The organism is Roseibium sp. SCP14 (assembly GCF_040329475.1).
In the GTDB taxonomy this organism is placed as follows: Bacteria; Pseudomonadota; Alphaproteobacteria; order Rhizobiales; family Stappiaceae; genus Roseibium.
The window spans coordinates 39,029-62,893 of record NZ_JBDZYH010000004.1 but is presented as its reverse complement, the minus strand read 5'-3'; the positions used below and the strand labels follow the sequence as shown (position 1 = coordinate 62,893).

Sequence of the window (23,865 nt, the reverse complement as noted above, 5' to 3'; positions counted from 1 at the left end):
ACCCTCATTCGGCCGCTGTCAGAAGTCTGCGGGCTGCGGCCCGTGCTTCCTCGGTAATGACACTGCCCGCCAGCATGCGTGCAATTTCCTCGCTGCGATGGTCCTGATCGATTTGCTGCACGCGCGTTGCAACGCGATCCGGCTTCGTCGCTTCCTTGGCGATCAGGAAATGCCCCTCCGCCCGCGCAGCCACCTGAGGTGCATGCGTGACTGTCAGGACCTGAACACTGCTTGCAAGACGCGCGAGGCGCAAGCCGATCGCTTCGGCAACCGCGCCACCGACTCCGGTATCAATTTCATCGAAGACGAGCGTCGGCGCTGACCCCTTGTCCGCCAGACACACTTTGAGCGCCAGGAGAAACCGGGAGAGTTCGCCGCCTGAGGCAACTTTCATCATCGGACCAGGCCGAGTCCCCGGATTTGTCTGAACATGAAACTCCAGCTGATCAATACCGGACCGGGTCCGATTTTCCGGATCGCTCGTCAATTCGACGATGAAACGGGCGCGCTCAAGTTTCAGATCAGGGAGTTCTCTTTCAACAGCCTTTTCAAGCAGGTGCGAGGTCTTTTGACGCTTTTGCGAAAGGGAAGCTGCTTTCTTATCGTAATCCGCGCGTGCCTTGGCTGCAGCATCGACGAGAGCAGCAAGCTTGTCCTCACCTGCGTCCAGATCGGCAAGATCGCCTGCCATGCGGGCGCAAAGTGCAGACAACTCGTCCACCGGAACCGAATATTTGCGTGATGCGGCGCGAAGCGCAAACAGGCGTTCTTCAACGGCTTCCAGTTCACGCGGGTCGTACTCGGTTTCGCGCAAGGCGCTTTCCAGGCCACTGCGCGTTTCTTCCAGATGATCCAGCGCCTCTGAAAGCGTGCGTACGGGCTGGGCCAGCAGTTGTGGCACCTGATCGGACTTTCGCTCCAGGCGGCGCAACAAACTGGCCAGTTCCGGGATTGGTGATGCCGAGCCGTTCAGGGTCTCGAAGGCTTCGTTCAGGTCGCCGGCGATCTTCTCGATCTGCATCATGTCGGTCCGGCGCAGGGCGAGTTTTTCCTCTTCACCGGTTTCGGGTTTCAATCGTGAAAGTTCATCAACGGAAGAACGTAGAAAATCTGCCTCGTTACGGGCAGCCTCAATGCGGCGCTCATGATCGATGACAGCTTTTTCTGCGGCGCGGAAACCCGCATAGGCCTTGGCAACACCTGACGCCAGATCCGTCAATCCACCGAAGACATCGATCAACGCACGGTGGCTTTCCGGATCCACCAGTGCCCTGTCGTCATGTTGTCCGTGGATTTCCACAAGCAGGATGCCTGCCTGCCGCAACAGACCTGCACTGACTGGCTGGTCGTTGATGAAGGCACGGGTTCGACCGTCGGACGTCTGAATTCGCCGAAGAATCACGTCGCCGTCGTCGTCGATGTCATTTTCCCTCAGGAACGCACGCACCGGATGGTTCATCGGAACATCGAAGACGGCTGTCACCTGCCCTTGAGATTCGCCGTGGCGCACGAGATCAGCATCCCCACGAGCCCCGAGGGCCAGTGACAGGGAATCCAGAAGTATGGACTTGCCGGCACCGGTTTCACCGGTAAGCACCGACATTCCAGCAGCGAAATCAAGGTCAAGTCGGTCAATCAGAACGATGTCTCGGATAGACAGCGTGACCAGCATGAAGGCGAGCTCCCTAGACTAAATTTCCGACCACCATATAGGAGGGTCGAGTCGTCTTTCCAGAACTCGTTAGATACTCCTGAATGCGCGGCTAATCCAGCTGCCAGAGTCCTCTGCTGGCTGATATCCGCCTTTATTCAGCAGAGAATAAGCATCCTTGTACCATTGAGTATCAGGATAGTTGTGACCGAGTACGGCTGCAGCGGTCTGCGCTTCGTTGACGACACCGAGCGCATAATAGGCTTCGGTCAGACGGAACAGTGCCTCTTCCACGTGCCGGGTCGTCTGATAATCGACAACAACTGTTTTGAAGCGGTTGATAGCCGCAACGTAGTTGCGCTTTTTCAGATAATAGCGGCCCACCTGCATTTCCTTGCCGCCGAGCTGATCCTTGATGATCCTGAGTTTCTGCTCCGCGTCCGGTGTGTATTCGGATTCAGGAAAGCGCTGGATAAGTTCGGTGAAAGCGGCACCGGCCTTGCGCGTAACCGCCTGGTCGCGAGTAATGTCCGGCATCTGCCGGAAATAGCTCTGACCGGCGAGGTAGAGCATATAAGCTGAATCCTCATCGCCCGGATAAAGTGTGACGAACCGCTTCGCCGCGGTCACGGTTTCAGTATATTTGCCGCGTGAATAATTCAGGAACGCCAGGTTGACGAGTGATTTCTTCGAATATTCCGAATAGGGATAAAGCTTGTCGAGCTCCTCGAACTTCTCGGTCGAATCGCGAAGCTTGCCCTGGGCCCGTAGTGCCAAGCCTTCATTGTAGAGCACTTCCGGCGGCGTATCATTGAGTGCAAGTTCGTCCAAGTCGTCCTTGCCGCTACAGGCGGCAAGTGCGAGCGGTGCAGCCAGAACAGCCATCTTGAGGAAAAATTTCATACCCTTGGTTCCGCTCACTTCAGAACCAGTATCAATTCCGTTCACACCCATACTCCCGAGCCGCTCCGACCCAAACAGCCCTGCATAATCAAGGCTCATGAAATTCATCGACAGGAGTGTTTAGCGGAAATCACCTGTCCCCGTCACGCCTTCATCGGCCATCTGACGGTTTTTTTGAGCAATTTTGTGGCAACAGGCCCAAATTGTGGTGAAATCAGCTGAAACAAAAAAGGCCGCTACATGGAAGCGGCCGACAATCAAATTCAGGAAACGTCCGGTCCGAATGCAGCAGAAGCTGCCAAACCACCCTTATCGACTTGCCCAACCTGGCGGAAGGCCGGTGCTTCGACGATTTCAAAAGCACTCGGATCTTCAAAAAGCTTGACCAGGATGGAGTGGTTCATTTTATGACCGCCCTTATAGGAACGGTAGAGACCCAGAATCGGCAGCCCGGCCAGAGCCAGGTCGCCAACAGCGTCCAAAGCCTTGTGGCGCGCGAACTCGTCCGGCCAGCGTGTGCCTTCGGGGTTCAGAACCTTGTCGTCAGAAATCGCGACGGAATTTTCCAGGGAGGAGCCAAGAGCAAAGCCCATTTTCCAGAGCTGCTCGACATCCTTCACATTACCGAAGGTCCGGGCGCGCGCGAGATCATCGCGGAACACTTCCGGTGTCATGTCTGATTCGAAACGCTGCTGCCCGATGACCGGCGTATCGAAGTCGATGGTGATGTCGAACTTGGTGCCATCATGAGGATGGAGTTCACACCAAGCACTGCCATTGTCGACGCGCACGGTCTTCTTGACCTTCAGGTACCGGCGTCCACGGTCCAGCTTCTTCAGCCCGACCTGCTCGATGGCTTCCACGAAAACCGTGCTGCTGCCATCCATGATCGGCATTTCCGGACCGTCAATCTCGACAATCACGTTGTCGACACCCATACCGAACAGAGCCGCCATCAGGTGTTCAACCGTGGCAACGCCATCCTTGGTCGGATCTCCCAGAACCGTGCAGAGCGCCGTCGCGGAAACCTTGTCCCACATAGCAGGAATTTCCGGTGCATCTTCCTGATCGGTGCGCGTGAACACAACCCCCACGCAAGCTTCGGCAGGCACCAAGGTGATTGACGCTGGTTTGCCCGAATGGACGCCAATCCCGGTCAGGGTTACCTGATCGGCGAGTGTAGTCTGTCGGTCAACATATGTGGTCATTCGGCCTTGCCTTTCCGGTTCGCAATCGCGAAATCGTCCTCAATTGCCCCTAAAAAGGTTACGGACTTTTTACGATTGCCAGTCGGTGGGGAACATAGTCCCGTTCCCGGATAGAGCGAAATAAAGCTTTATTACGGTTTGTAACGATTCACAGCCTTACAAGATACTGAATTGAAAAGCGAAATCGCTTCCCCTACGGAAACGGCCCGAAGCGTGAGCTCCGGGCCGTTGCGATCAGGGAAGAAGATCGCGAAAACGAATCAGTTGGCTTGGCGCCGCAGAAACGCCGGAATCTCCAATTGATCGTCTTCTGAAGCACTTACGGGCTTCGGGGCAGCCCGTCCGGTGCCGTCCAGCTGACCGGTTGCGCCTTGAGCGGAGACCCGTTGCTGAGGTGCACGCGGAGCTGCGGCAGGAGCCGGCTGCAGCTGAGGCGCACGGGTGACCGGAGCTTCGACTTCCTGTTCCTCTTCGTCTTCGCGGCGACCAAGTCCGCTTGCGAGACGGCGCAGCAATCCCATCGGACGACGGTCATCTTCGCTGTGCTCATCAAGCGTTGCCGCCGAGGCTGAAGGTTGAGCGGCTGCCGGTGCAGGCGCAGGTGCCGGAGCAGGCTGAGGAGCCGCGGCCTGGGCCTGAGCAGGAGTGGAGGCCTGCTGAGCCCGGATTTCACGCTGAGCGATCGGCGGGAAATCTTCTACACGCGGCATACGCGGTGCAGGGCTGTGCTCTTCAGCAACAGGAGGAATGTAAGGCTGGCTGAGGGGCGTCTCATCAACGACCGGAGCCGGCGTATCCTCTTCAAGGTCGATCATCGGTGACTTGCCGGTCAAAGTCGCGCTGGCCGGTTGCACCCGCTTGATTTCAACGGCCGGATCACTTGCGACAGCAACCGGCTGCGGCTCCGGAATCGCAAGTTCTTTTTCAAGACTTGCAACAGCCTTGGCAGCCGCGTCCTGTGCGATGGCCTTTTCAGCCATAGCCGCCGGCTTTGCAGTGGCGATCTCCGGCGTGCGCGGCACAGCGGGCTTTTCAGCCTTCAGGGACTGAGCTGCTGGTGAGGGAAACGGATTGGCGTCTACGCCCTCCTCCTTGTCGATGCCGGTAGCAACAACGGAGACGCGGATGATACCGTCCAGCGTTTCGTCGAAGGTCGCGCCCAGAATGATGTTGGCATCGGCGTCGACTTCTTCACGAATACGGGTAGCAGCCTCGTCCACTTCGAACAGGGTCAGGTCGTTGCCGCCCGTAATGGAGATCAGCAGCCCTCTAGCACCTTTCATCGAAGATTCGTCAAGGAGCGGGTTGGCGATGGCCGCTTCAGCTGCCTGCTGCGCACGCTTTTCACCGCTGGCTTCGCCGGTTCCCATCATCGCCTTGCCCATGCCGCGCATGACCGAACGCACGTCGGCAAAGTCGAGGTTGATGAGGCCTTCCTTGACCATCAGGTCGGTGATGCAGGCTACGCCGGAATAGAGCACCTGGTCAGCCATCGCAAAGGCATCGGCAAAAGTGGTCTGCGCGTTGGCAATCCGGAACAGGTTCTGGTTCGGAATGACGATCAGCGTGTCGACGTTGCGCTGCAGCTCTTCAATGCCGCTGTCGGCAATGCGCATACGGCGCGCGCCTTCAAACTGGAAAGGCTTGGTGACAACCCCAACCGTCAGAATGCCCTGTTCGCGTGCAGCACGGGCAATAACCGGGGCTGCACCGGTTCCGGTTCCACCACCCATACCGGCGGTAATGAACACCATGTGCGAACCGGAGAGGTGGTCGTTGATCTCGTCGATCACTTCTTCAGCCGCGGCAGAGCCGACCTCTGGCTGAGAACCTGCGCCAAGACCTTCCGTGACTGCCACGCCCATCTGGACGAGACGATCGGATTGGTTCATGGCCAGTGCCTGGGCGTCCGTATTGGCGCAAACGAAGTCGCACCCCTGGAGGCCAGCTGTGATCATGTTATTGACGGCGTTTCCGCCCGCGCCGCCGACGCCGAAGACCGTAATGCGTGGCTTCAGCTCCTGAATGTCGGGCATCTTCAGGTTGATGGTCATATTATCCTCGCGACCCACTGGCGCTCCCTTATCGGGAGAACCCTCTTCTTCCCTAATTTCCTCTGCCACTCCTGGCAGCTCCAATTCCTGGTTTTCGTCTTCATGGCTCATGTCGTCAGAAGCTTTCCCTGATCCACTGCCCCACACGGGCCAGGTAACCAGATTGCCCGCCCCACCCCGACCGACGGTTCTTGTGTTCGAACTGTTCGATCTGAGCGACCTGCGGATAAATCAAGAGACCAACAGCGGCGGCGAATGCCGGACCTTTAGCGGCCTCGGGAAGACCGGCGACGCCTAATGGCCGGCCAAGACGAACGTTGCGCCCCAGAATGTGACGCGCAACTTCTCCAAGTCCCGTGAGCTGACTGGCGCCCCCCGTCAACACGATCTGTTTACCCACGCGACCGGCAAAACCGGACGCCGTCAGGCGATCTCTCACGAGTTCAAGGATTTCCTCCACACGCGGGCGAATGACACGTGTCAGCGCCGAGCGAGGGATCTGGTTCGGCAAATCGCTGTCGCTTTCCAGCGGCGGGACCGTAAGCATGTCACGGTCGTCCGAGCTGGAAGCCAGCGGTGAGCCATAAAGTGTTTTCAGGCGCTCTGCGTCCTGCAGACGGGTCGCAAATGCGCGGGCAATATCGGTAGTGACGTGATTGCCGCCCACGGCAATCGCATCCAGGTGCACCATGTGTCCATCGACAAAGACAGACAACGTCGTGGTTCCGCCGCCCATATCGATACAGGCAACGCCGAGCTCAGCCTCATCGTCGACGATGGTGGAAAGACCGCTGGCAAAAGGCGTTGCCACCATTGTCTCCACATGCAAGTGACCCCGGTTGATGCAGAGCTCCAGATTGCGTACTGGTGGCACTTCCGCCGTCACGACTTGCATGTCGACGCCAAGCTTGTGTCCCATCATGCCGCGCGGGTCACGGATGCCCCGGCTGCCGTCAAGGGAATAGGAAATCGGCAATGCATGGGTGACCGCCCGACCATCCGTGACGGAATGGCTCGATCCTGCAGACAGAACCCGCTGGATGTCGGCTTCCGACACGGCCTCACCGGCCAGCGTCACGTTTGCGCTATAGATCTCGCTTTGGAGCCTGCCGCAGCTGATATTTGCAATCAGGGATTCAACCGTCACACCTGCCATACGCTCGGCACTGTCGACGGCAAGACGGATCGCCTGTTCGGCCGCATCCATGTCCACGACGACGCCGGACTTGATGCCACGTGATCGCTGATAGCCGTAGCCAAGCACTTCCACCTTGTGGGAGCGGCTCGAAAGAATTGTTTTCTCGTCCTGCGGGATCAGTTTGGCGATCAGGCAGCAAATCTTCGTCGACCCGACATCGAGAACCGACATGATGACAGAACGGCGGCTCGGCAGGGGCCGCATCTTGGGCAAGTAGAGGTGGTTTCCGGAACGGCTCATGTATCCCGCTCCTTCTTGGCCGACCTGTTGCGGCCGCCGGTCATGATCTTGCGCTGTTCAGCTGCATCGTCCGACAGACGAACCGTCACTCTATCGCCAAGACGCATATCGATGGCGACAATGTCCCGGGAAAGCAGACCGCTCTCCTCATCCATCTGCACAAGGTCCATAAGCGCATCATCGATATTTTCGGAAGGCAACCGGATCGAGATACCGTTCTCCAGCTGGAGGTCCCAGCGACGATCGCTGATCAGGAACGCTGCACGAACGCGTGGGCGCAATTCCGGCACTTTTTCCAATGCGGTGTTAATTTCACCGGCCCGGCGCTGAGCACCATGGTTCACTACAAGCAGGAGGTTCGCATAGCGACCATCGACTTCGTCAGTGATGACATCACCTGATTCGTTTACGATCGAGACGACGTCGCCGCGCTGCCAGAGAGCGTAAGGCACCCTCTCCTCGACCTTGACCTGAAGCGTGCTCGGATAAAGCTTCATGACGGAAGCATTCTTCACCCAGGCCATCTGGTTCAGTCGTTCCCGGGCCCCTTCCGCGTCAAAAAGTGCGAGCGAAGAGCCTTCATGAATTTCCAGGGCTTCAAGGATCTGAAATTCGTTGATTTCGCGCTGACCGGAGAGCTTCACCGCTTCAATACCAAAGCCAGCTGCAGACAAAAGCGCGTCGGAGACGATGCGGCCATGCCCACCTATGACTATTGCGTAACCAATTGTTAAGGTTAAGAAACCGAGTGCGGCAGCAGAACCGGTCCAGCGCGGTAGATCCGTCAGCCGACCCGCGGCCCGCCAAACCGGCTGGCGATGCAAACGCGAAACACCACGCCCGCGCGGAGCCAGCTCGGCTTCCAGCGGCGTTAGTGTTTCCCGGTTATGTTTGCGCCCTAGCGACAGCAACTTGCGTCCTCAACCATCCAACTGACCAGGTCCTTGAAACTCATCCCCTTATGGGCCGCCATTTCCGGCACAAGAGAGGTCGGCGTCATGCCTGGTTGCGTGTTCACTTCAAGGCAAATCAGTTCGCCGGTTCCGTCTTCGCGCTCGTCGAAACGGAAATCGGCCCGGGAAACACCTCGGCATCCCAAAGCCTGATGCGCCTTGACTGCTAGTGTCTCTATGGTTTGGTAAACAATCGGTGAAATTTTTGCAGGAAGAATGTGTTTTGAACCGCCTTCTACATATTTTGCATCATAATCGTAGAAGCTGTGCCCCTGGGGAACGATATCGATGACACCCAGAGCCTTGTCATGCATGACAGCACAGGTCAGCTCCCGGCCCCTGATGAACTTTTCGCACATCAGAACATCTGGATACGGCCAGTCGGTTCGACTGAGCTCTTGTGGCGGAAACTCTTGATCTTCCTTGACAATTAGCACTCCGAAGCTCGAGCCTTCATTGATCGGCTTGAGCACATAGGGGGGCTTCATCGGGTGTTCGCGCTGGATGTCATAACGATTCACGACTTTGTGTTCCGTCACGGGAATTCCAGCCGCCTGCATCACCGCTTTGGCCTTCACCTTGTTCATCGCAAGGCCGGAAGCCATCACTCCGGAGTGGGTATAGGGAATGTTAAGAAACTCTAATATTCCCTGAACGCAGCCATCTTCGCCGAAGGGACCGTGAAGTGCGTTAAAGGCCACATCCGGCTTCAGTTTCTCCAAGACAGACGAAACATCTCGATCCACATCGATGCGGGTAACCTTGTATCCGGCTTCTTCCAGGGCGTCCGCACAGTCTTTTCCGCTGCTCAGGCTGACCGGACGTTCGTTAACCCAACCGCCCATGAGAACGGCAACATGTTTCTTGGCCATTTACGCGGCCTCCCCTTCCTGTCCCAAAAACGGTTCGATCGATCCGGTGCCCCCAAACCGGCCCAGTCTCTTGATTTCCCACTCAAGCCTGATGCCACTGTGTTTCAGGACACGTGCCCGTACGGTCTCTCCCAGAAGTTCAAGATCGTAGCCGGTGGCTTCGCCGGTATTGATCATGAAATTGCAATGCATTTCGGACATCTGGGCGCCGCCGATCATCAGCCCTCGGCATCCGGCTGCGTCGACTTCTTTCCACGCAGATGTTCCCGGCGGGTTTTTGAATGTCGAGCCGCCGGTTTTCTCGCGGATCGGCTGCGCACGCTCGCGGTGTGCGACGACGTCCGCCATTTCCTGGCGAATTGCTTCTTCGTTCTGTGGCACACCTTCAAACACTGCGGATGTGAAAATCAGATCCTTGGAGGCTGCGGAATGCCGGTAGGCGTATCCCATTTCAGCATTTGTCAGAACGTGACGATTGCCGCTTCTGTCGATGGCGGTCAGTTCCACCACGCGTTCACGGGTTTCGGTACCGTGCGCGCCGGCATTCATTCGAAGCGCGCCACCCAGTCCCCCTGGAATGCCAGTGTAAAATGCAAATCCACCGAGCCCTATCTTTGCTGCTGCTTCCGCCAGCCGCTTGTCCGGCACCGCAGCTCCGGCCTTCACACGATTGCCACCGACATCCTCAATGGAGCCGAACCCTCTGGCGCTGAGACGGATGACAACGCCTTCAAGTCCGCCATCACGGACCAGCAGATTGGAACCGAGCCCCACAGGAAGGACCGGAACATCCTTGGGCAACTTGCTTAGAAACGCGGCAAGGTCGTCTTCGTCAGCCGGCTGAAACATCAGCTGAGCGGGACCGCCGGTCCGGAACCAGGTGACCGCCGAGAGCGGTTGGTTGGCTGTCAACTTGCCGCGAATGCTCTCGGCCAGATATGGATATTGTTCCAGAAGATCAGGAAAACTCATCAAGGTTCTCCTCAGAGATCTTCGAGCTGCTTGGGAAGTGCATAAGCCCATTGGGTGATGTTGCCGGCTCCCAGGCAGACAACGAAGTCGCCGGGTTCTGCGACATCCTTAATCAGCGCTGGCAACTCCTCGGGCCCTTCAATTGCCTGAGCATGGCGATGACCACGGGTTTTCAGCCCGGAAACCAGGTCCGTGTGCAAGGCCCCTTCGATCGGCTGCTCTCCTGCGGCGTAAACCGGAGAAATGATGACCGTGTCGGCGTCATTGAAACAGTTCGAGAAATCATCGAACAGGCTGTGCAGGCGCGTGTATCGGTGAGGCTGCATGATCGCGATGACCTTGCCCTTGGTGGATTCGCGCGCCGCATGCAGCACTGCCTTGATTTCCACCGGATGGTGACCGTAGTCGTCGAAAATCTGAACGCCGTTGACGGTACCGGTATGGGTAAAGCGGCGCTTCACGCCACCAAAGGCTGAAATGCCTTTTTCAAGGTCTTCAGCACCGACGCCAAGCTGCGATGCGACTGCAATTGCTGCCGTGGCATTGGAAACATTGTGCAGCCCGGGCATGGGCAGCTCCAGATTCTTCAATTCGATGATCTGATCGTTGCGCCGGTCCCGGATAGCGACGGAAAAGATCGACTTTCCACCGTCCATGGACACATCGGTGTAACGCACGTCGGCTTGCGGGTTGGTTCCATAAGTCACGACCCGTCGATCCTCGATGGTGCCGATCATCGTCTGGACTTCCGGATGATCAAGACACATCACCGCGAAACCATAGAAAGGAACGTTCTCGACAAACTGCCGGAAAGCGTCTTTGACGCCGTCGAAGTCACCGTAATGGTCGAGGTGTTCCGGATCGATATTGGTCACCACCGCAACGTCTGCAGGAAGCTTGACGAATGTGCCGTCACTTTCATCGGCTTCAACAACCATCCAGTCCCCCTCGCCCATCCGGGCATTGGTACCGTAGGCGTTGATGATGCCGCCATTGATGACCGTCGGATCAAGGTTTCCCGCATCCAAAAGGGCGGCAACCATGGAGGTCGTGGTGGTTTTGCCGTGGGTGCCGCCGATAGCGATCGACTGCTTGAACCGCATCAGCTCCGCAAGCATCTCCGCACGCCGGACCACCGGAATGAGTTTTTCACGCGCAGCAACAAGTTCCGGGTTGTCCTTCTTGATTGCTGAAGAAACCACCAGCACTTCGGCGTCGCCCAGGTTTTCCGCGGCGTGTCCGACCATCACCTTGATGCCATGCGAGCGAAGCCGCTGCACATTGGCGTTCTCCGCCATGTCGGAGCCATGAACCTGATAGCCGAGCGTCTTGAGCACTTCGGCGATACCGCTCATGCCAATGCCTCCGATCCCGACGAAATGGACCGGACCGATATCCTGCGGCATTTTCATGGCCGTTCTCCTTGCTTGTTTGCGACCTGCTCAACCAGGTCCGCGAGACGTTTGACCGCATCCGGCTTGGCGACGCTGCGTGCGTTTTCCGCGGCATCCTTCAGCATTTCCGGTGAAGCCATGAAGCGGTTGATTTCCTTTGTCAGGCGTTCCGGATGAAGATCCACCTGGCGGATCGGCCAGGCGCCGCCGACTTTTTCCAGCACCTTCGCGTTAGCCGCCTGATCCTGATCGATAGCACCGGGCAAAGGCACCAAAATGGCTGGTCTCCCGAGAACACTGAGTTCACTGACGGAAGATGCGCCTGATCGGCAAATAACGAGATGCGCCTGCGCAATCCGTTGCGGCATATCCTGAAAGAACGGCGCACATTCCGCCTCGACACCCAGGGCCTGATAAGCCTCTTGAACCCGTTCCACGTCCTCGGGCCGGCACTGCTGCACGATCTTCAGGCGAGAGCGAACATCTTCAGGAAGTTTCTCCACGGCCGGCGGGACAAGATCGGAAAAAAACCGCGCTCCCTGAGAGCCTCCAAAGATCAGAAGCTTGAAATCGCCGCCCGTTTGAGGCGGTTCATAGGCAAGTTCAGCCGCATCAAGAACAGCATCGCGGACCGGATTTCCGGTCTCGACAAGCTTGCCGGCAAGCTCGCCTGACAGATCGTCGATCGGCACGCTTGTCGCAATTGCCGTCACACCTTTGGCAAGCAGTTTGTTAGCCCGTCCCATAACTCCGTTGGCTTCATGCAAAACAGAGGGCGTGCCGGTCATCCTGGCCGCAAACATCGGCGGAAATGTCGGATATCCGCCGAACCCGGCAACCACATCCGGCTTCAGGGACTTGATGACGGATCGCGCCTGCCAGGTTCCCTTGAGCAGACTGAATGCCGTTTTCGCGAGAGTGATCGGGTTTCGACCGCGAATGGTCTCCGATGCGATGATGTGAACGTTACGAGCAGGAAAGGCCGTCCCGTATTTGTCGGCCCGCTCATCAGTCGCAAGCTCCACGGTCCAACCGCGCCGGTTGAGTTCGCTGGCAAGTGCCTGTGCGGGAAACAGGTGGCCGCCGGTACCGCCGGCCGTCAGTAGAACAGTTTTATTCATAAGATCTGGCGTTCAGCCTTACATCAACGAAGAGGGCGAAAGCCGGCTCACGGTAACGACATCGCCGCGGGACGGTTGCGGCCGCCTGCGGGTCAGCGCCAGAAGAGCACCGGCTGTCATGGCGGACGACAGAAGCGACGAACCGCCATAGGAAATGAATGGCAAGGTCATGCCCTTGGAAGGCATCAGGTTGAGATTGACAGCAAGATTGATGGTTGCCTGCAGACCAAACAGAACGACCAGACCTGCGGTTGCCAGACGGCTGAAGGCGTCCTGGTCGCGGCTGGCATGTTTCAACCCACGCAGAACGATGAACGCAAACACCGAAACAACGAGAAGGCAGACCACCACGCCGAACTCTTCTCCGACAACGGCAAAGATAAAGTCCGTATGGCTGTCGGGAAGAATGCGTTTGACAGTGCCCTCTCCCGGCCCCCGGCCGAACCAGCCACCGGCAAGGAAGGAGTCCATTGCGGTATCCACCTGGAAGGTATCCCCGGAACTCGGGTCCAGGAACCGGTCCACCCGACCGGTCACGTGCGGAAGGAAGGCATAGGCAGCAAACAGACCGGCAATTCCGATCACCCCAAGCGCCATGATGATCAACCAGGAAATTCCGTTCAGGAAAAACAGTCCGGCCCAGACGAGACCGAGCAACATGGTTTGGCCGAAGTCCGGTTGCGCGATCAGCAAGGCCGCGCAGACAGCAAAGAGAACGAAGGCGAAAAGAACACCCGGCACTTCCCGGCGGCGGCCACTTTCGGACAACAGGAAGGCAATCAGAATGACAAAGGCAGGTTTGAGGAATTCCGAGGGCTGCAGGGAGAACCCTGCAATATAGATCCAGCGCCGCGCCCCTTTTGCTTCAAAACCAAGGAACAGCGTGGCAACGAGAAGTATCAGCGAAGCCACGAACACCAAGAGAGCCGCGCGCCTGACCATGCGCGGTGTCATCAGCGAACCGGCGAGCATGATCACCAGTGCGGGAACCAGGAACATCGCCTGCCGCTTTACAAAGAAAAAGGTCTCGACCCCGAGCCGCTCGGCAACCGGCGGACTTGCAGCGAAGGACAGAACCACACCACCCACCAGCAGCAAACCGAATGCTGCGAGAAGGTAGTGATCCACCGTCCAGAGCCATTCGGCAAATCGGCTACGATCGGCGCGAGAAACCATTTATGCGACCTCCTGAGTGTTTCCATCACCAGGCAAGGCACGCACCGCATCTACAAAAGCAGCGCCCCGCAGTTCAAAATTCGGATACTGGTCAAAGCTCGCACAGGCGGGCGATAACAATATGGCAATCTCTTCCGCCTCATCTTCCGCGGCTTCTTCTGCAGCGTCGATAACGGCCTGTGAAAGCGTTCCGCTGATCTTGTACGGAACCCGTCCATCCAGCGTCTTGGCAAAATCTTCCGCAGCTTCGCCGATCAGGAAGGTTTTCACGATCTTCGGAAAGTACTCGTCCAGCGAGGAAATGCCTCCGGCCTTTGCACGGCCACCGGCGATCCAATAGATCCTATCGAAACTGGACAATGCCCGCGCCGCGGCATCTGCATTGGTTGCCTTGGAGTCGTTGACGAAGAGGACACGGCCCTGCTTCGTGACGATTTCCATGCGATGGTGAAGCCCAGGAAAAGACTTCATCGCGGCGGCTATCTTGTCAGCAGGCAATTCCAGGGCGCGAAGGGCAGCAAACGCGGCAGCTGCATTTTGACCGTTGTGATCGCCGCGCAAGCTGTCGATCCCGCCGAGCAGTGCGACTTCGTTCTGGGTGCCGTCATGGGCTTCGATCAATCGACCGTGGCGCGCATAGATGCCACTGGTCAGTTCCTTTTCTCCGGCGATCCGGCAAACCGGCTTGCGCGCCAGTTCCAGCCGGTCAGCAATCGTTGAAGACATGAGATCGTCCACACCGACGACAGCCACCTTTGCGCCGGCGACAAGCCGTTCCTTGATGGCGGCATAGTTTTCCATGGTGCCGTGCCGGTCGAGATGATCCGGCGACAAGTTCATGTGAATACCGACGGTCGGATCAAGGGTCGGTGCCAGATCAATCTGATAGGAAGAGCACTCAACGACATAGTGACGACCCGGCCTCGGCGGCTCCAGCTCAAGCACCGGCGTGCCGATATTGCCACCGATCTGCACATCCAGTCCAAGCTCCTTCAGAAGATGGGCAACGAGTGCAGTGGTGGTGGACTTGCCATTCGTTCCGGTGATCGCGATCAGCGGGGCGCTCGTGCAAAGCTTCCGGCGTTCGCGGCAAAACAGTTCGACGTCTCCGACAATCTCCACACCGGCTCCACGGGCAAGATCCACGGACCAATGCGGTACCGGATGCGTCAGCGGAACGCCTGGCGCAAGTACCAGTGCCGCGACAGCGGACCAGTCCAACTCCCGCAGGTCCTGCGTCTGCAGTCCTTCGGATGTCGCCTGTTCAACCCGCGACTTGTTGTCGTCGAAACAAACCACATCCGCCCCGCCTTCCTTCAAGGCATGCGCAGTTACCAGTCCCGACCCGCCAAGCCCGAAAAGAGCGACTTTTCTGTTCTCGAATGTGGTGACTGGGATCATTAGGCTTACCTCAGCTTCAGCGTGGCAAGACCGATCAGGGCAAGCACGACCGATATGATCCAGAAGCGGATCACGACCTGACTCTCGGTCCATCCCATGATCTCGAAGTGGTGATGTATCGGCGCCATCCTGAAGACGCGCTTGCCGGTCAGCTTGAAGGATATGACCTGAACGATAACCGACACGGCCTCAAGCACGAACAGACCGCCGATGATTGCCAGAACGATTTCGTGTTTGGTGGCAACGGCGATAGCACCAATCATGCCGCCAAGTGCGAGCGAACCGGTATCGCCCATGAAGATCGCGGCGGGAGGAGCGTTGAACCACAGGAAGCCGAGGCCTGCACCGATCACCGCACCGCAGATGACAGCCAGTTCACCGGTGCCAGCGACGTGGTGGATCTGCAGGTAGTTGGCGAATACCGCATTACCGGACAAATACGCGATCAGGCCGAAGGACGCGCAGGCAATCATAACCGGAACGATCGCAAGCCCGTCCAGACCATCAGTCAGGTTCACAGCGTTGCCCGCGCCGACCATGACAAAGGCAGCAAACGGAATGAAGACAAGACCGAGATTGAGAGTGAAATCTTTCAGGAACGGGAACGTAATAGCTTCAGAGAATTCAGACGTGTCCAGAAGCGTGACAGCGAAGGCAGCCGAGGCAGCGATCAGGAATTCCAGTCCGAGCCGTGCCTTGCCACCGAAACCCTTGTGCGATGACTTCGTCACTTTCAGATAGTCGTCGTAAAAGCCGATGCTGCCGAAGCCCAGGGTTACCCCTATCACCACCCATACGTATGGATTGGAAAGATCCGACCACAAAAGCGCGGCAACCAGAGCGCCCGAGAGGATCATCAACCCTCCCATCGTAGGGGTACCCTTTTTGGTCAGCAAATGGCTTTCCGGGCCATCGGCCCGGATCGGTTGACCGTGCCCTTGCCGGATGCGCAGGCTGGCAATGATTTTCGGTCCGAACAGAAAAACAAAAAACAGCGCAGTCATGATCGCGCCGCCGGTTCTGAACGTGATGTACCGGAACACGTTCAACGCCGAGACCTGATCAGCAAATTGCCCCAAAAAATAAAACATCAGTTATCCCTTATGCCACCGCGGCATCGTCCGCAGGCGGATATTCCTTCTTCAGTGCTTCAACAAGCGGCCCCATTCGGGTTCCAAGCGAACCCTTGATCATTACGACATCGCCCGGCCTGACATCCCGCAGAATCGCCTCTTCCAGATCCTGCGCCTCTTCGCCGTAGTGGGCACGAAGCTCGTGCGGCAGCAGCTCCCAAAGCGAATGCATGTGCGGTCCGGCGCAATAAACCGCGTCCGTACCGGCGTCAACAATCGGCTGAAGCAGATCCGCATGAAGGCGGTTTGCTTCCGATCCCAGCTCCCTCATGTCGCCGATCACCGCAACGCGGCGCCCCGGGCGGACAACAGGCGCTTCGGCAAGAACGGCAAGCGCTGCCCGCATCGATGCGGGATTGGCGTTGTAGCTTTCGTCAATCACGTAGAACTCGCCTTCATTCACAGACAGGCGTGTCACCTGACCGCGACCCTTGGGCGCGTGCATTGTATCGAGAACAAGTCCTGCCTTTGCGAGATCCGCTCCAAGATCGCAAACGGCGGTCAGGACAGCGAGGCTGTTTTTCACGTGATGCTTTCCAGGTGCCCCGATCTTGTAGGTGATTTCCTGACCCAGGATGGTCGCATCAACACTGGAGCCTGACGGAAAGCTCACCACCTTTTCCAGATGGCTGTCAGCCGTTGGGTCTTCGCCGAATGTATGAATGCTGGGAACACCAGCGGTAACCGCGAGAAACTTGAGCAGATCGAACTGGCGATTGTCCTTGTTGAGGATAGCGATCCCGCCAGGCTCAAGTCCGTCGAAAATCTCTGCCTTGGCCTGGGCAATCTTTTCGACACTGTCAAAGAACTCCAGATGCACTGGCTGCACCGTTGTGATGATGGCGACATGAGGTCGAACCATCTTGACCAAGGGAGTGATTTCGCCCGCGTGGTTCATGCCGATCTCGAAGACACCGAAATCGGTGTCCGACGGCATGCGCGCGAGAGTAAGGGGCACGCCCCAATGATTGTTGAAGGAGGCTACGGAGGCGTGGACCTTGCCCGATTCGCCGAGCGTCAATCTCAGAGCTTCCTTGGTTCCGGTCTTTCCAACAGAACCGGTGACTGCCACGATCCTGGCACTGCTTCGCGCGCGGGCTGCTATTCCAAGCTTGCGCATCGCGTCCAGCGGATCCTCAACCAGGACGTATTTGCCGTCCTCGGGAAGTTCGGAAAGCCTTCCTTCGTCAACAAGGGCTACCGAGGCTCCGGCCTCCAGAGCCGCCGCCACATAGTCGTGGCCATCCAGATGGTCTCCCTTGATCGCAATGAAAGCATCTCCGGGCGCGAGTGTCCGGCTGTCGATGGAAATTCCGGTAATGTCCTCACTGACATCACCCCATTTGCTGCCGCCCGCAGCTTCAACAAAAGCGTCTAATGTCCAAAGAGGTTCGCTCATGTGTTTCCTTCGAGGCTGATGGCGCGCGTGACGGCTTCGTGGTCAGAAAAGGGAATCACTGTGTCGCCAACAATCTGGCCCGTTTCGTGGCCTTTTCCGGCAACGCACAGGATATCACCCGCCTGGAGACGGCGAACCCCCTCCGCAATCGCTTCATACCTGTCACCGATTTCCAATGCACCCGGCGCTCCCTTCAAGACTGACTTGCGGATCGAAGCCGGGTTTTCCGAGCGTGGATTGTCGTCTGTGACGATCACAAGGTCCGCATGACGCGCAGCAGCTTCGCCCATCAACTCGCGTTTTCCAGGGTCTCTGTCGCCCCCGGCACCAACGACAACGGACAACTTCCCTTCTGCAAACGGCTTCAGCGCCGCCAGGGCATTGTCCAGGGCATCGGGTTTGTGGGCATAATCGACAAAGACAAGACCGCCATCACTGGTCCTGCCTGCGAGCTCCAAACGTCCGGGGGCTCCTTTGAGATTTTCCAGTGACCGCAAGACCGCGCCGGTATCAATGCCGGCCGCGATGGCAAGGCCGGCTGCTATCAGAGCATTGGAAACCTGAAAGCGACCGATAAGCGGCAGTGTCACCTTGTATTGTCCGCGTTCCGTTTCAAGCGTCAGGTCCTGTCCGGCACCGGACGGCTTCAGACCAGTCAGCCTGAGGTCTTTTCCCGACACGCCGACAGTGAAGATCCGTTGGCCGCGCCTTTCGGCAACTTCGATCACCCGGTCCGCATATTTCTCGTCCGGATCGACAACAACCGTACCGCCCTCCGGCAGCAACTCGTCGAAGAGACGAAGCTTCGCTTTCAGGTAGTCCTCGATTGTCGGATGATAGTCCATGTGATCTCGGCCCAAATTGGTAAAGGCCGCAGCTGTCAATTGCACACCATCAAGGCGATGCTGGTCCAACCCGTGGGACGAGGCTTCCATGGCAGCGTGATTGATGTTTTCGGACCGGAGCTCGGCAAGCTCCTTGTGCAGGGCCACCGGATCGGGCGTTGTAAGACCGCCGTAACTTTCCCCGCCGGGCTTGATCGTCCCGAGCGTTCCCAGGCTTGCAGCCGGGTGGCCTGCAGCTTGAAAGATCTGACGAACAAAATGGGCAACAGAGGTCTTCCCGGCCGTGCCCGTCACGGCGACAATCGTGTCTGGCTGGGCACCGCAGAAGCGCGCTGCCATCCGGGCAAAGATCTGACGAGGCTCGGCAACACCGATAACCGCTACATCCTTGCCAACATTCGACCGAATGGCATCAGCGGCATCGCTTGCGCACACAATAGCAACAGCCCCGGCCGCAACTGCGTTCGGGGCAAACTGTGTTCCATCTACCGTGGAACCTTTGAAGGCTGCAAACAGAGAGCCGGGCTGTGCGTTCCGGCTATCCGCCGTCAACCCGGTTATCGTCAGCCCCTTTGCCGTTTCCGGCAGGTTCAAGCCGGCGGCCAAGTATTCAAGATCCATCTCACCTGATCTTTCGGTTTGTGCGTCGTCTTCTTGAAGCTGTGGTTGAAAATCGGATTTCGGCTGCGACCCCGCCGATCTTCAAAGCTTCCTGTTTGTCTCCTTAATAGGAAATCTCGATCGGTTCATCCCCTTTGCCGAAGCGTGGCATCACACCGAGCATGGGAGCGGAGCGGCGGATGATCGCACCGGCGGTCGGCGCTGCGTTGAGACCGGCGGTCGCGCCAATGCCTTCGCGCTCCGGCTTCGGCTCATCGATGACAACCAGAACCACGTAACGCGGATCGTCCATCGGGAAGGCCGACAGGAACGAATTCCGGCGTTTGTTGTTGACGTAACGCCCGTTCTCGATCTTTTCCGCTGTCCCGGTTTTTCCGCCAACCGTATAACCTGGAACATCAGACCGGCGTCCGGAACCGGAAAGCACATTGAGGCGGAACAGGTAGCGCATCATCCGACTGACTTCAGGAGAAATAACCTGTTTGCCAAGGGCTTGGACATCTTCCGGACTACGCGGCAGGAAGGTGGGCGGAAGCAGGGTACCGCCATTGACGACTGCGGCCGCCGCAACGGCTGTTTGCATTGGCGTGACGGAAAGGCCGTGGCCGAAGGAAATCGTCATAGCCGCAAGATCACTCCACTTCCTCGGCAGAAGCGGCGCTGCGTTTTCAGGCAGCTCGGTCTTCAACCTCTTGGTCAGGTGCAACCTTTCCAGGAATTCTTTCTGGCGGGCGACACCCGTTGCCAGCATCATCTTAGCGGTGCCGATATTGGACGAATAGATGAAGATTTCCGGCACGGACAGGATGCGGTTTTTCCCGTGGAAATCCGAAATTGTACGGCCGGCGGCACGGATCGGTCGTGTTGCGTCGAAACTGTCGTTGATCGAAACCGTTCCGGAATCAAGCGCCATGGCTGTCGTGAATGCCTTGAAGACCGAACCCATTTCAAAGACCCCGCCAGTGGCACGGTTCAGGCGATCTTTCTGAAGGGCCTGCGAACGGTCGTTGGGGTCATAGTCAGGCAAGGAAGACATGGCGACCACTTCACCAGTCTTGGCATCGAGCACGATGCCGGCCGCAGCAATTGCACGGTAGCGTTCCATTGCCTTGACCAGTTCATCGCGCACGACATGCTGAACGCGCAAATCAACCGAGAGCCTGACAGGCTCCATTGTGCGGTCAGACGCGAAGCCAAGCGACTGAAGATCAGCAAGCCATTCGTTGTCGATGTATTTTTCGATCCCGGCGAGGCCCTGATTGTCGACATTCACTGAGCCGACAATGTGCCCTGCCGTCGGACCACCAGGGTAGAAACGCTGATTTTCGGACAGAAACCCGACGCCCGGAAGGCCGAGATTATGGACCTCAGCAGCCTTTTGAGGTGTCATTTCCCGTTTCAGCCAAACGAACCCGGTCCCGCTCTCAAGTCGGCGGCGTACCAGTTTCTCGTCCAGCTCCGGCAGAACCCGGGTCAACCCTTCGACTGCTTCATCCACGTCGATAATGCGACGCGGTTCGGCATAAAGGGATGCGGTCTTGATATCCGTCGCCAGGATCTCGCCGTTGCGGTCTATCAGGTCCGGCCGGGAAGCTGAAATGGAATCCTGAGCAGAGATCCAGGCACGGGATGGCGCCTCTTCCATCTGAGCCAGCAGCACGAGACGACCGGCGATCGCAACATAGACACATGCGAACGCAAGCATCGCCACATAAACACGGGACTTGACCGCACTCGATGAAACGGATCCTCGCGCTGCCCTTGGGTGCGCACGTCTCACCTGAAGAAAGCTTGCCGGTTCGCTTACCATCGTCATCGTTCAGCCCCTCACCGGATCACTGCCGATGAGCCGGCATAACCGCCCATCTGGTTGGAGCCGCCAATAGGTTCCAGCATGACCGGACGAGCCGGAAGGTCTTCCGGGGTCACGATCTGCTTCACATCCAGCGAGTCCAGTTGAAGATATTCATTGTAGCGTTCGACCAGAGCCTGCAGCCGGTCAGGCTTGTTCAGAAGACTCCATTCAGCCTTCAAATGCCGGATCGTGTTCCGCTCTTCGTCGATCTGACGTTTGAGTTCGGCTACCTTTTCAGCCGACTTCGTTGCCGCCAGCTTCATGTCGTAGACGGTCGCTGCACCGATCACGACCGCCAGTATGAACAGGATGTTCAGCGTTCGAACCATCGTCAGCCCCCTAACCCATGAAATTCCGCCAGGCGCGGTACACCTGCGGCATGAACGTCCAGTTCTCGCGACGGTGCCTCAGTGCGCCGCCCCGCCCTGAGCTTTGCCGAACGGGCACGCGGATTTTGATCCGTCTCTTCGGCAGCCGCCTCAACTGCCTTGCGCGTCAGCAATTCAAATGTCGCAGGCGGCACTTCCTCCTCCGGCATGTGCCTGGACCCGCCGCCCCGGGTCCGCGTCCGGTCCTGAAAGAACCGCTTCACGATCCGGTCTTCCAGGGAATGAAAACTCACCAGCACAAGCCGGCCGCCCGGCCTCAAAATCCGCTCCGCCGCGCCCAGCGCTTCGGCCGCCTGGTGAAGTTCACCGTTTACGTAGATCCTGAGAGCCTGGAATGTTCGCGTTGCCGGATGGATCTGCGCTTTCTTGGGCGAACGGCCAAGCACCTTCTCGATCAGATTTGCCAGTTCCAGTGTACGACTGAAGGGCTTTTCCTTCCGCGCCTTGTCGATTGCGTGCGCAACCGTTGTCGCTCGCTTCTCTTCGCCGAGCAGACCGATGATGCGGATCAGATCTTTGACGGGCAGCTCGTTTACGACATCGGCAGCAGAAGGCCCCGCCTGTTCCATGCGCATGTCCAGCGGGCCATCGCGCAGGAACGAGAACCCGCGATCAGCCTCATCGAGCTGCATTGAGGAAACGCCGAGATCGAGCACGACACCATCGACACCCTCGAAGCCTTGCTCCCTTGCATGGGTTTCCAATCCGGCAAACTGGCCCGGCACCAGTATCAACTGCCCTGCCGCCTGCTTCACCAGTTCCTGACCACCTGCAATCGCATCGGGATCCCGGTCTATGCCGACAACCTTCGCACCGCGTTCCAGGATCGCGCGGGAGTAACCACCGGCACCGAAGGTACCGTCAATGATCACCTCCCCCTTCTGCGGATCGAGCCATTCCAGGACCTCATTAAGGAGAACCGGCACATGACGCTCAGGTCCGCCAGCGTCAGAAGCAGCATCTCTGTCGCTATGCGCCATCATGCCAGCTCTCCTTGTGAAGGTACGGGGACTTGCCCCGACAGCATCGCGAGCGCGCGCCTTTGGGCCTCTGCGCGGTACTCGCGGAACTTTTCCGGCTCCCAGATCTGGAACTTGTAGTTCATGCCGACGAAGGTGACCTGGTCGGTGATACCGGTGTGGTCACGGATCATATCGGAAATGACCATCCGGCCATCGCCGTCGATTTTCGGGTTCTCACTTGCGCCGAACAAGGCGATCGCCAGGGCATCGTGATCCGGCGACAGTTTGGAAAAGGCCTCGGAGCGCTTGTTGATTTCAGCAAGCAACTCGTTGCCGCCAGCATCGACCGCTTCGCAGTGGGATGAGGTGATGCAATAGAGGCCTTCAAATCCGTCTCTCGCCAATACCGCTCGGAAAGGCGCCGGGATCGACACGCGACCCTTGGCGTCCAGCCGGTTGGTAAAGTGAGAAACAAAGCCGGACATAAATCCCCTCGAAGCGGGTCCTACCCCGCTGAAATCCCCTAAATCACCCTTGAGAAGAAACGGCCAGCTACCTGCCAAGGACATGCAAAATGCGAAATTGACTCTTTCCGAGCCGTTAAAGCGATGTCCTAAGCCCTACTGAAAATGGGCCCGCACTCCCCTTCCTGGGTTCATATGGGATACCATGGGAAATCATGGGCGGTCAATGGAACCACATGGATTCCGGCTCGATTTGATCGCACACGACCCCGTCGAACCACCTTATTTGAATCATGCTTAATGAAGCCTTGACAGAAAAGGAGAATCGGATTCGCAGGATTACCGAGGTTTTGGATTTCCGCAGCACCTAAACCGGCAAAAATTGCCTAGTTTGAAAGACTTGTGGAGAACGAATGATGTTGAAACGATTTGCGCTGCGTCGAAGCGGAAGAACCTGTCACGTGCAAATGCACGTGCACTAGAAGATGCAAAAACCCCGTTATTCACCCATACCATCCGGGTGATGACCGAAGGAATAATCAGCGATGTCCGTAGCCTTGAAACCAATAAGTTCAGTTGACAGATCCTGCGTGACAAACATGTTTCAGCTCTACATGCATGACATGTCCGAGTTTACGCAATTGGGAGTTTCGGGCGAAGGCAAATACGAGTTTGATCAGAAGATCATAGACGCGTATTTCCACGAAGCTCAGCACTTCCCCTATTTCATCGTCCATGAAAATGACCTGGCGGGCTTTGCTCTCGTCAGGCAGCACCCGTACGACAAGACCGTGCTGGACATGGGTCAGTTCTTTGTTCTCAGGAAGCACACCCGCAAGGGCGTCGGGCAAAGAGCTTTCGAGTTGTGCCTGCAAAAACATCCCGGACAGTGGCAGGTTCGCGTACTTCCGCGAAATCTACCAGCCCAATCTTTCTGGAAAAAAACCGTATCGAAGCTGACCGGAAACGAGTTCAGTAGCCGGACGGCGGACTACCAGGGCCACGACATGACCTTCTTGAGCTTTAATTGTTAGGACCTGGATCGAAAAGGACG

The 23,865-nt window shown here is 57.6% G+C and carries 20 protein-coding genes; 1 reads left to right on the top strand and 19 read right to left on the bottom strand.

What is annotated here, in order from left to right; translation table 11 throughout:
• Nucleotides 1–4: 4 nt before the first annotated feature.
• From recN to ABLQ08_RS17180, 19 genes are all read right to left on the bottom strand, one after another.
• The gene (gene recN, locus ABLQ08_RS17270; RefSeq protein ID WP_352944535.1) at nt 5–1,672 is read right to left on the bottom strand and encodes a DNA repair protein RecN; all 1,668 of its coding nucleotides are present in this window, start codon (nt 1,670–1,672) and stop codon (nt 5–7) included.
• 69 nt (nt 1,673–1,741) lie between these two features.
• Nucleotides 1,742–2,554 (bottom strand): outer membrane protein assembly factor BamD, encoded by an 813-nt coding sequence (locus tag ABLQ08_RS17265; protein WP_352945582.1) that lies wholly within the window; start codon nt 2,552–2,554, stop codon nt 1,742–1,744.
• Between the two features lie 263 nt (nt 2,555–2,817).
• Nucleotides 2,818–3,762 carry a UDP-3-O-acyl-N-acetylglucosamine deacetylase gene (lpxC, locus tag ABLQ08_RS17260; protein ID WP_352944533.1) on the bottom strand — a complete coding sequence of 315 codons (945 nt, stop codon included), beginning with the start codon at nt 3,760–3,762 and terminating at the stop codon, nt 2,818–2,820.
• 260 nt (nt 3,763–4,022) lie between these two features.
• Nucleotides 4,023–5,816: a cell division protein FtsZ gene (gene ftsZ, locus ABLQ08_RS17255; RefSeq protein WP_352945580.1), complete on the bottom strand. Its 1,794-nt coding sequence runs from the start codon at nt 5,814–5,816 to the stop codon at nt 4,023–4,025.
• A gap of 115 nt (nt 5,817–5,931) precedes the next feature.
• A complete protein-coding gene (ftsA, locus tag ABLQ08_RS17250) occupies nt 5,932–7,254 on the bottom strand; it encodes a cell division protein FtsA (protein ID WP_352944532.1) in 1,323 nt (440 codons plus the stop codon).
• Complete coding sequence (locus ABLQ08_RS17245; RefSeq protein WP_352944530.1) at nt 7,251–8,165, bottom strand: cell division protein FtsQ/DivIB; 915 nt, start codon at nt 8,163–8,165, stop codon at nt 7,251–7,253. Before ABLQ08_RS17245 ends, ftsA begins: the two co-directional genes overlap by 4 nt.
• A complete protein-coding gene (locus ABLQ08_RS17240; protein WP_352944528.1) occupies nt 8,153–9,079 on the bottom strand; it encodes a D-alanine--D-alanine ligase in 927 nt (308 codons plus the stop codon). The genes ABLQ08_RS17245 and ABLQ08_RS17240 overlap by 13 nt, the downstream gene beginning before the upstream one ends.
• Entirely contained in the window at nt 9,080–10,051 is a 972-nt protein-coding gene (gene murB, locus ABLQ08_RS17235; protein WP_352944526.1) for a UDP-N-acetylmuramate dehydrogenase, read from the bottom strand. It lies immediately after the preceding gene.
• A gap of 11 nt (nt 10,052–10,062) precedes the next feature.
• On the bottom strand, nt 10,063–11,463 hold the full coding sequence (gene murC / locus ABLQ08_RS17230; protein ID WP_352944524.1) for a UDP-N-acetylmuramate--L-alanine ligase: 1,401 nt from the start codon (nt 11,461–11,463) through the stop codon (nt 10,063–10,065).
• Complete coding sequence (gene murG / locus ABLQ08_RS17225; protein WP_352944522.1) at nt 11,460–12,566, bottom strand: undecaprenyldiphospho-muramoylpentapeptide beta-N-acetylglucosaminyltransferase; 1,107 nt, start codon at nt 12,564–12,566, stop codon at nt 11,460–11,462. The genes murC and murG overlap by 4 nt, the downstream gene beginning before the upstream one ends.
• Nucleotides 12,567–12,584: 18 nt before the next feature.
• Entirely contained in the window at nt 12,585–13,742 is a 1,158-nt protein-coding gene (locus ABLQ08_RS17220) for an FtsW/RodA/SpoVE family cell cycle protein (RefSeq protein WP_352944521.1), read from the bottom strand.
• On the bottom strand, nt 13,743–15,143 hold the full coding sequence (gene murD / locus ABLQ08_RS17215; RefSeq protein ID WP_352944519.1) for a UDP-N-acetylmuramoyl-L-alanine--D-glutamate ligase: 1,401 nt from the start codon (nt 15,141–15,143) through the stop codon (nt 13,743–13,745).
• A gap of 5 nt (nt 15,144–15,148) precedes the next feature.
• The gene (gene mraY, locus ABLQ08_RS17210) at nt 15,149–16,234 is read right to left on the bottom strand and encodes a phospho-N-acetylmuramoyl-pentapeptide-transferase (protein ID WP_352944517.1); all 1,086 of its coding nucleotides are present in this window, start codon (nt 16,232–16,234) and stop codon (nt 15,149–15,151) included.
• Nucleotides 16,235–16,244: 10 nt separating this feature from the next.
• Nucleotides 16,245–17,675 (bottom strand): UDP-N-acetylmuramoylalanyl-D-glutamyl-2,6-diaminopimelate--D-alanyl-D-alanine ligase, encoded by a 1,431-nt coding sequence (locus tag ABLQ08_RS17205; protein WP_352944515.1) that lies wholly within the window; start codon nt 17,673–17,675, stop codon nt 16,245–16,247.
• Nucleotides 17,672–19,141 (bottom strand): UDP-N-acetylmuramoyl-L-alanyl-D-glutamate--2,6-diaminopimelate ligase, encoded by a 1,470-nt coding sequence (locus ABLQ08_RS17200; protein ID WP_352944513.1) that lies wholly within the window; start codon nt 19,139–19,141, stop codon nt 17,672–17,674. The genes ABLQ08_RS17205 and ABLQ08_RS17200 overlap by 4 nt, the downstream gene beginning before the upstream one ends.
• A gap of 103 nt (nt 19,142–19,244) precedes the next feature.
• Nucleotides 19,245–20,957: a peptidoglycan D,D-transpeptidase FtsI family protein gene (locus ABLQ08_RS17195; protein WP_352944511.1), complete on the bottom strand. Its 1,713-nt coding sequence runs from the start codon at nt 20,955–20,957 to the stop codon at nt 19,245–19,247.
• A gap of 11 nt (nt 20,958–20,968) precedes the next feature.
• The gene (ftsL, locus tag ABLQ08_RS17190) at nt 20,969–21,325 is read right to left on the bottom strand and encodes a cell division protein FtsL (protein ID WP_352944509.1); all 357 of its coding nucleotides are present in this window, start codon (nt 21,323–21,325) and stop codon (nt 20,969–20,971) included.
• 2 nt (nt 21,326–21,327) lie between these two features.
• On the bottom strand, nt 21,328–22,365 hold the full coding sequence (rsmH, locus tag ABLQ08_RS17185; RefSeq protein ID WP_417714932.1) for a 16S rRNA (cytosine(1402)-N(4))-methyltransferase RsmH: 1,038 nt from the start codon (nt 22,363–22,365) through the stop codon (nt 21,328–21,330).
• A complete protein-coding gene (locus ABLQ08_RS17180; protein ID WP_352944505.1) occupies nt 22,365–22,832 on the bottom strand; it encodes a division/cell wall cluster transcriptional repressor MraZ in 468 nt (155 codons plus the stop codon). Before ABLQ08_RS17180 ends, rsmH begins: the two co-directional genes overlap by 1 nt.
• A 578-nt stretch (nt 22,833–23,410) precedes the next feature.
• On the opposite strand from ABLQ08_RS17180, the gene ABLQ08_RS17175 reads away from it, so the two are divergent.
• Nucleotides 23,411–23,845, top strand: coding sequence for a GNAT family N-acetyltransferase (locus ABLQ08_RS17175; RefSeq protein WP_352945578.1), 435 nt, complete (start codon nt 23,411–23,413; stop codon nt 23,843–23,845).
• The last annotated feature ends 20 nt before the right edge of the window (nt 23,846–23,865 follow it).

What these genes read in the sequence shown, in the direction of transcription:
- recN (WP_352944535.1), bottom strand. Translation starts at nt 1,672, where the DNA reads ATGCTGGTCACGCTGTCTATCCGAGACATCGTTCTGATTGACCGACTT.
- ABLQ08_RS17265 (WP_352945582.1), bottom strand. Translation starts at nt 2,554, where the DNA reads ATGAAATTTTTCCTCAAGATGGCTGTTCTGGCTGCACCGCTCGCACTT.
- lpxC (WP_352944533.1), bottom strand. Translation starts at nt 3,762, where the DNA reads ATGACCACATATGTTGACCGACAGACTACACTCGCCGATCAGGTAACC.
- ftsZ (WP_352945580.1), bottom strand. Translation starts at nt 5,816, where the DNA reads ATGACCATCAACCTGAAGATGCCCGACATTCAGGAGCTGAAGCCACGC.
- ftsA (WP_352944532.1), bottom strand. Translation starts at nt 7,254, where the DNA reads ATGAGCCGTTCCGGAAACCACCTCTACTTGCCCAAGATGCGGCCCCTG.
- ABLQ08_RS17240 (WP_352944528.1), bottom strand. Translation starts at nt 9,079, where the DNA reads ATGGCCAAGAAACATGTTGCCGTTCTCATGGGCGGTTGGGTTAACGAA.
- murB (WP_352944526.1), bottom strand. Translation starts at nt 10,051, where the DNA reads ATGAGTTTTCCTGATCTTCTGGAACAATATCCATATCTGGCCGAGAGC.
- murC (WP_352944524.1), bottom strand. Translation starts at nt 11,463, where the DNA reads ATGAAAATGCCGCAGGATATCGGTCCGGTCCATTTCGTCGGGATCGGA.
- murG (WP_352944522.1), bottom strand. Translation starts at nt 12,566, where the DNA reads ATGAATAAAACTGTTCTACTGACGGCCGGCGGTACCGGCGGCCACCTG.
- ABLQ08_RS17220 (WP_352944521.1), bottom strand. Translation starts at nt 13,742, where the DNA reads ATGGTTTCTCGCGCCGATCGTAGCCGATTTGCCGAATGGCTCTGGACG.
- murD (WP_352944519.1), bottom strand. Translation starts at nt 15,143, where the DNA reads ATGATCCCAGTCACCACATTCGAGAACAGAAAAGTCGCTCTTTTCGGG.
- mraY (WP_352944517.1), bottom strand. Translation starts at nt 16,234, where the DNA reads ATGTTTTATTTTTTGGGGCAATTTGCTGATCAGGTCTCGGCGTTGAAC.
- ABLQ08_RS17205 (WP_352944515.1), bottom strand. Translation starts at nt 17,675, where the DNA reads ATGAGCGAACCTCTTTGGACATTAGACGCTTTTGTTGAAGCTGCGGGC.
- ABLQ08_RS17200 (WP_352944513.1), bottom strand. Translation starts at nt 19,141, where the DNA reads ATGGATCTTGAATACTTGGCCGCCGGCTTGAACCTGCCGGAAACGGCA.
- ABLQ08_RS17195 (WP_352944511.1), bottom strand. Translation starts at nt 20,957, where the DNA reads ATGACGATGGTAAGCGAACCGGCAAGCTTTCTTCAGGTGAGACGTGCG.
- ftsL (WP_352944509.1), bottom strand. Translation starts at nt 21,325, where the DNA reads ATGGTTCGAACGCTGAACATCCTGTTCATACTGGCGGTCGTGATCGGT.
- rsmH (WP_417714932.1), bottom strand. Translation starts at nt 22,365, where the DNA reads ATGGCGCATAGCGACAGAGATGCTGCTTCTGACGCTGGCGGACCTGAG.
- ABLQ08_RS17180 (WP_352944505.1), bottom strand. Translation starts at nt 22,832, where the DNA reads ATGTCCGGCTTTGTTTCTCACTTTACCAACCGGCTGGACGCCAAGGGT.
- ABLQ08_RS17175 (WP_352945578.1), top strand. Translation starts at nt 23,411, where the DNA reads ATGTTTCAGCTCTACATGCATGACATGTCCGAGTTTACGCAATTGGGA.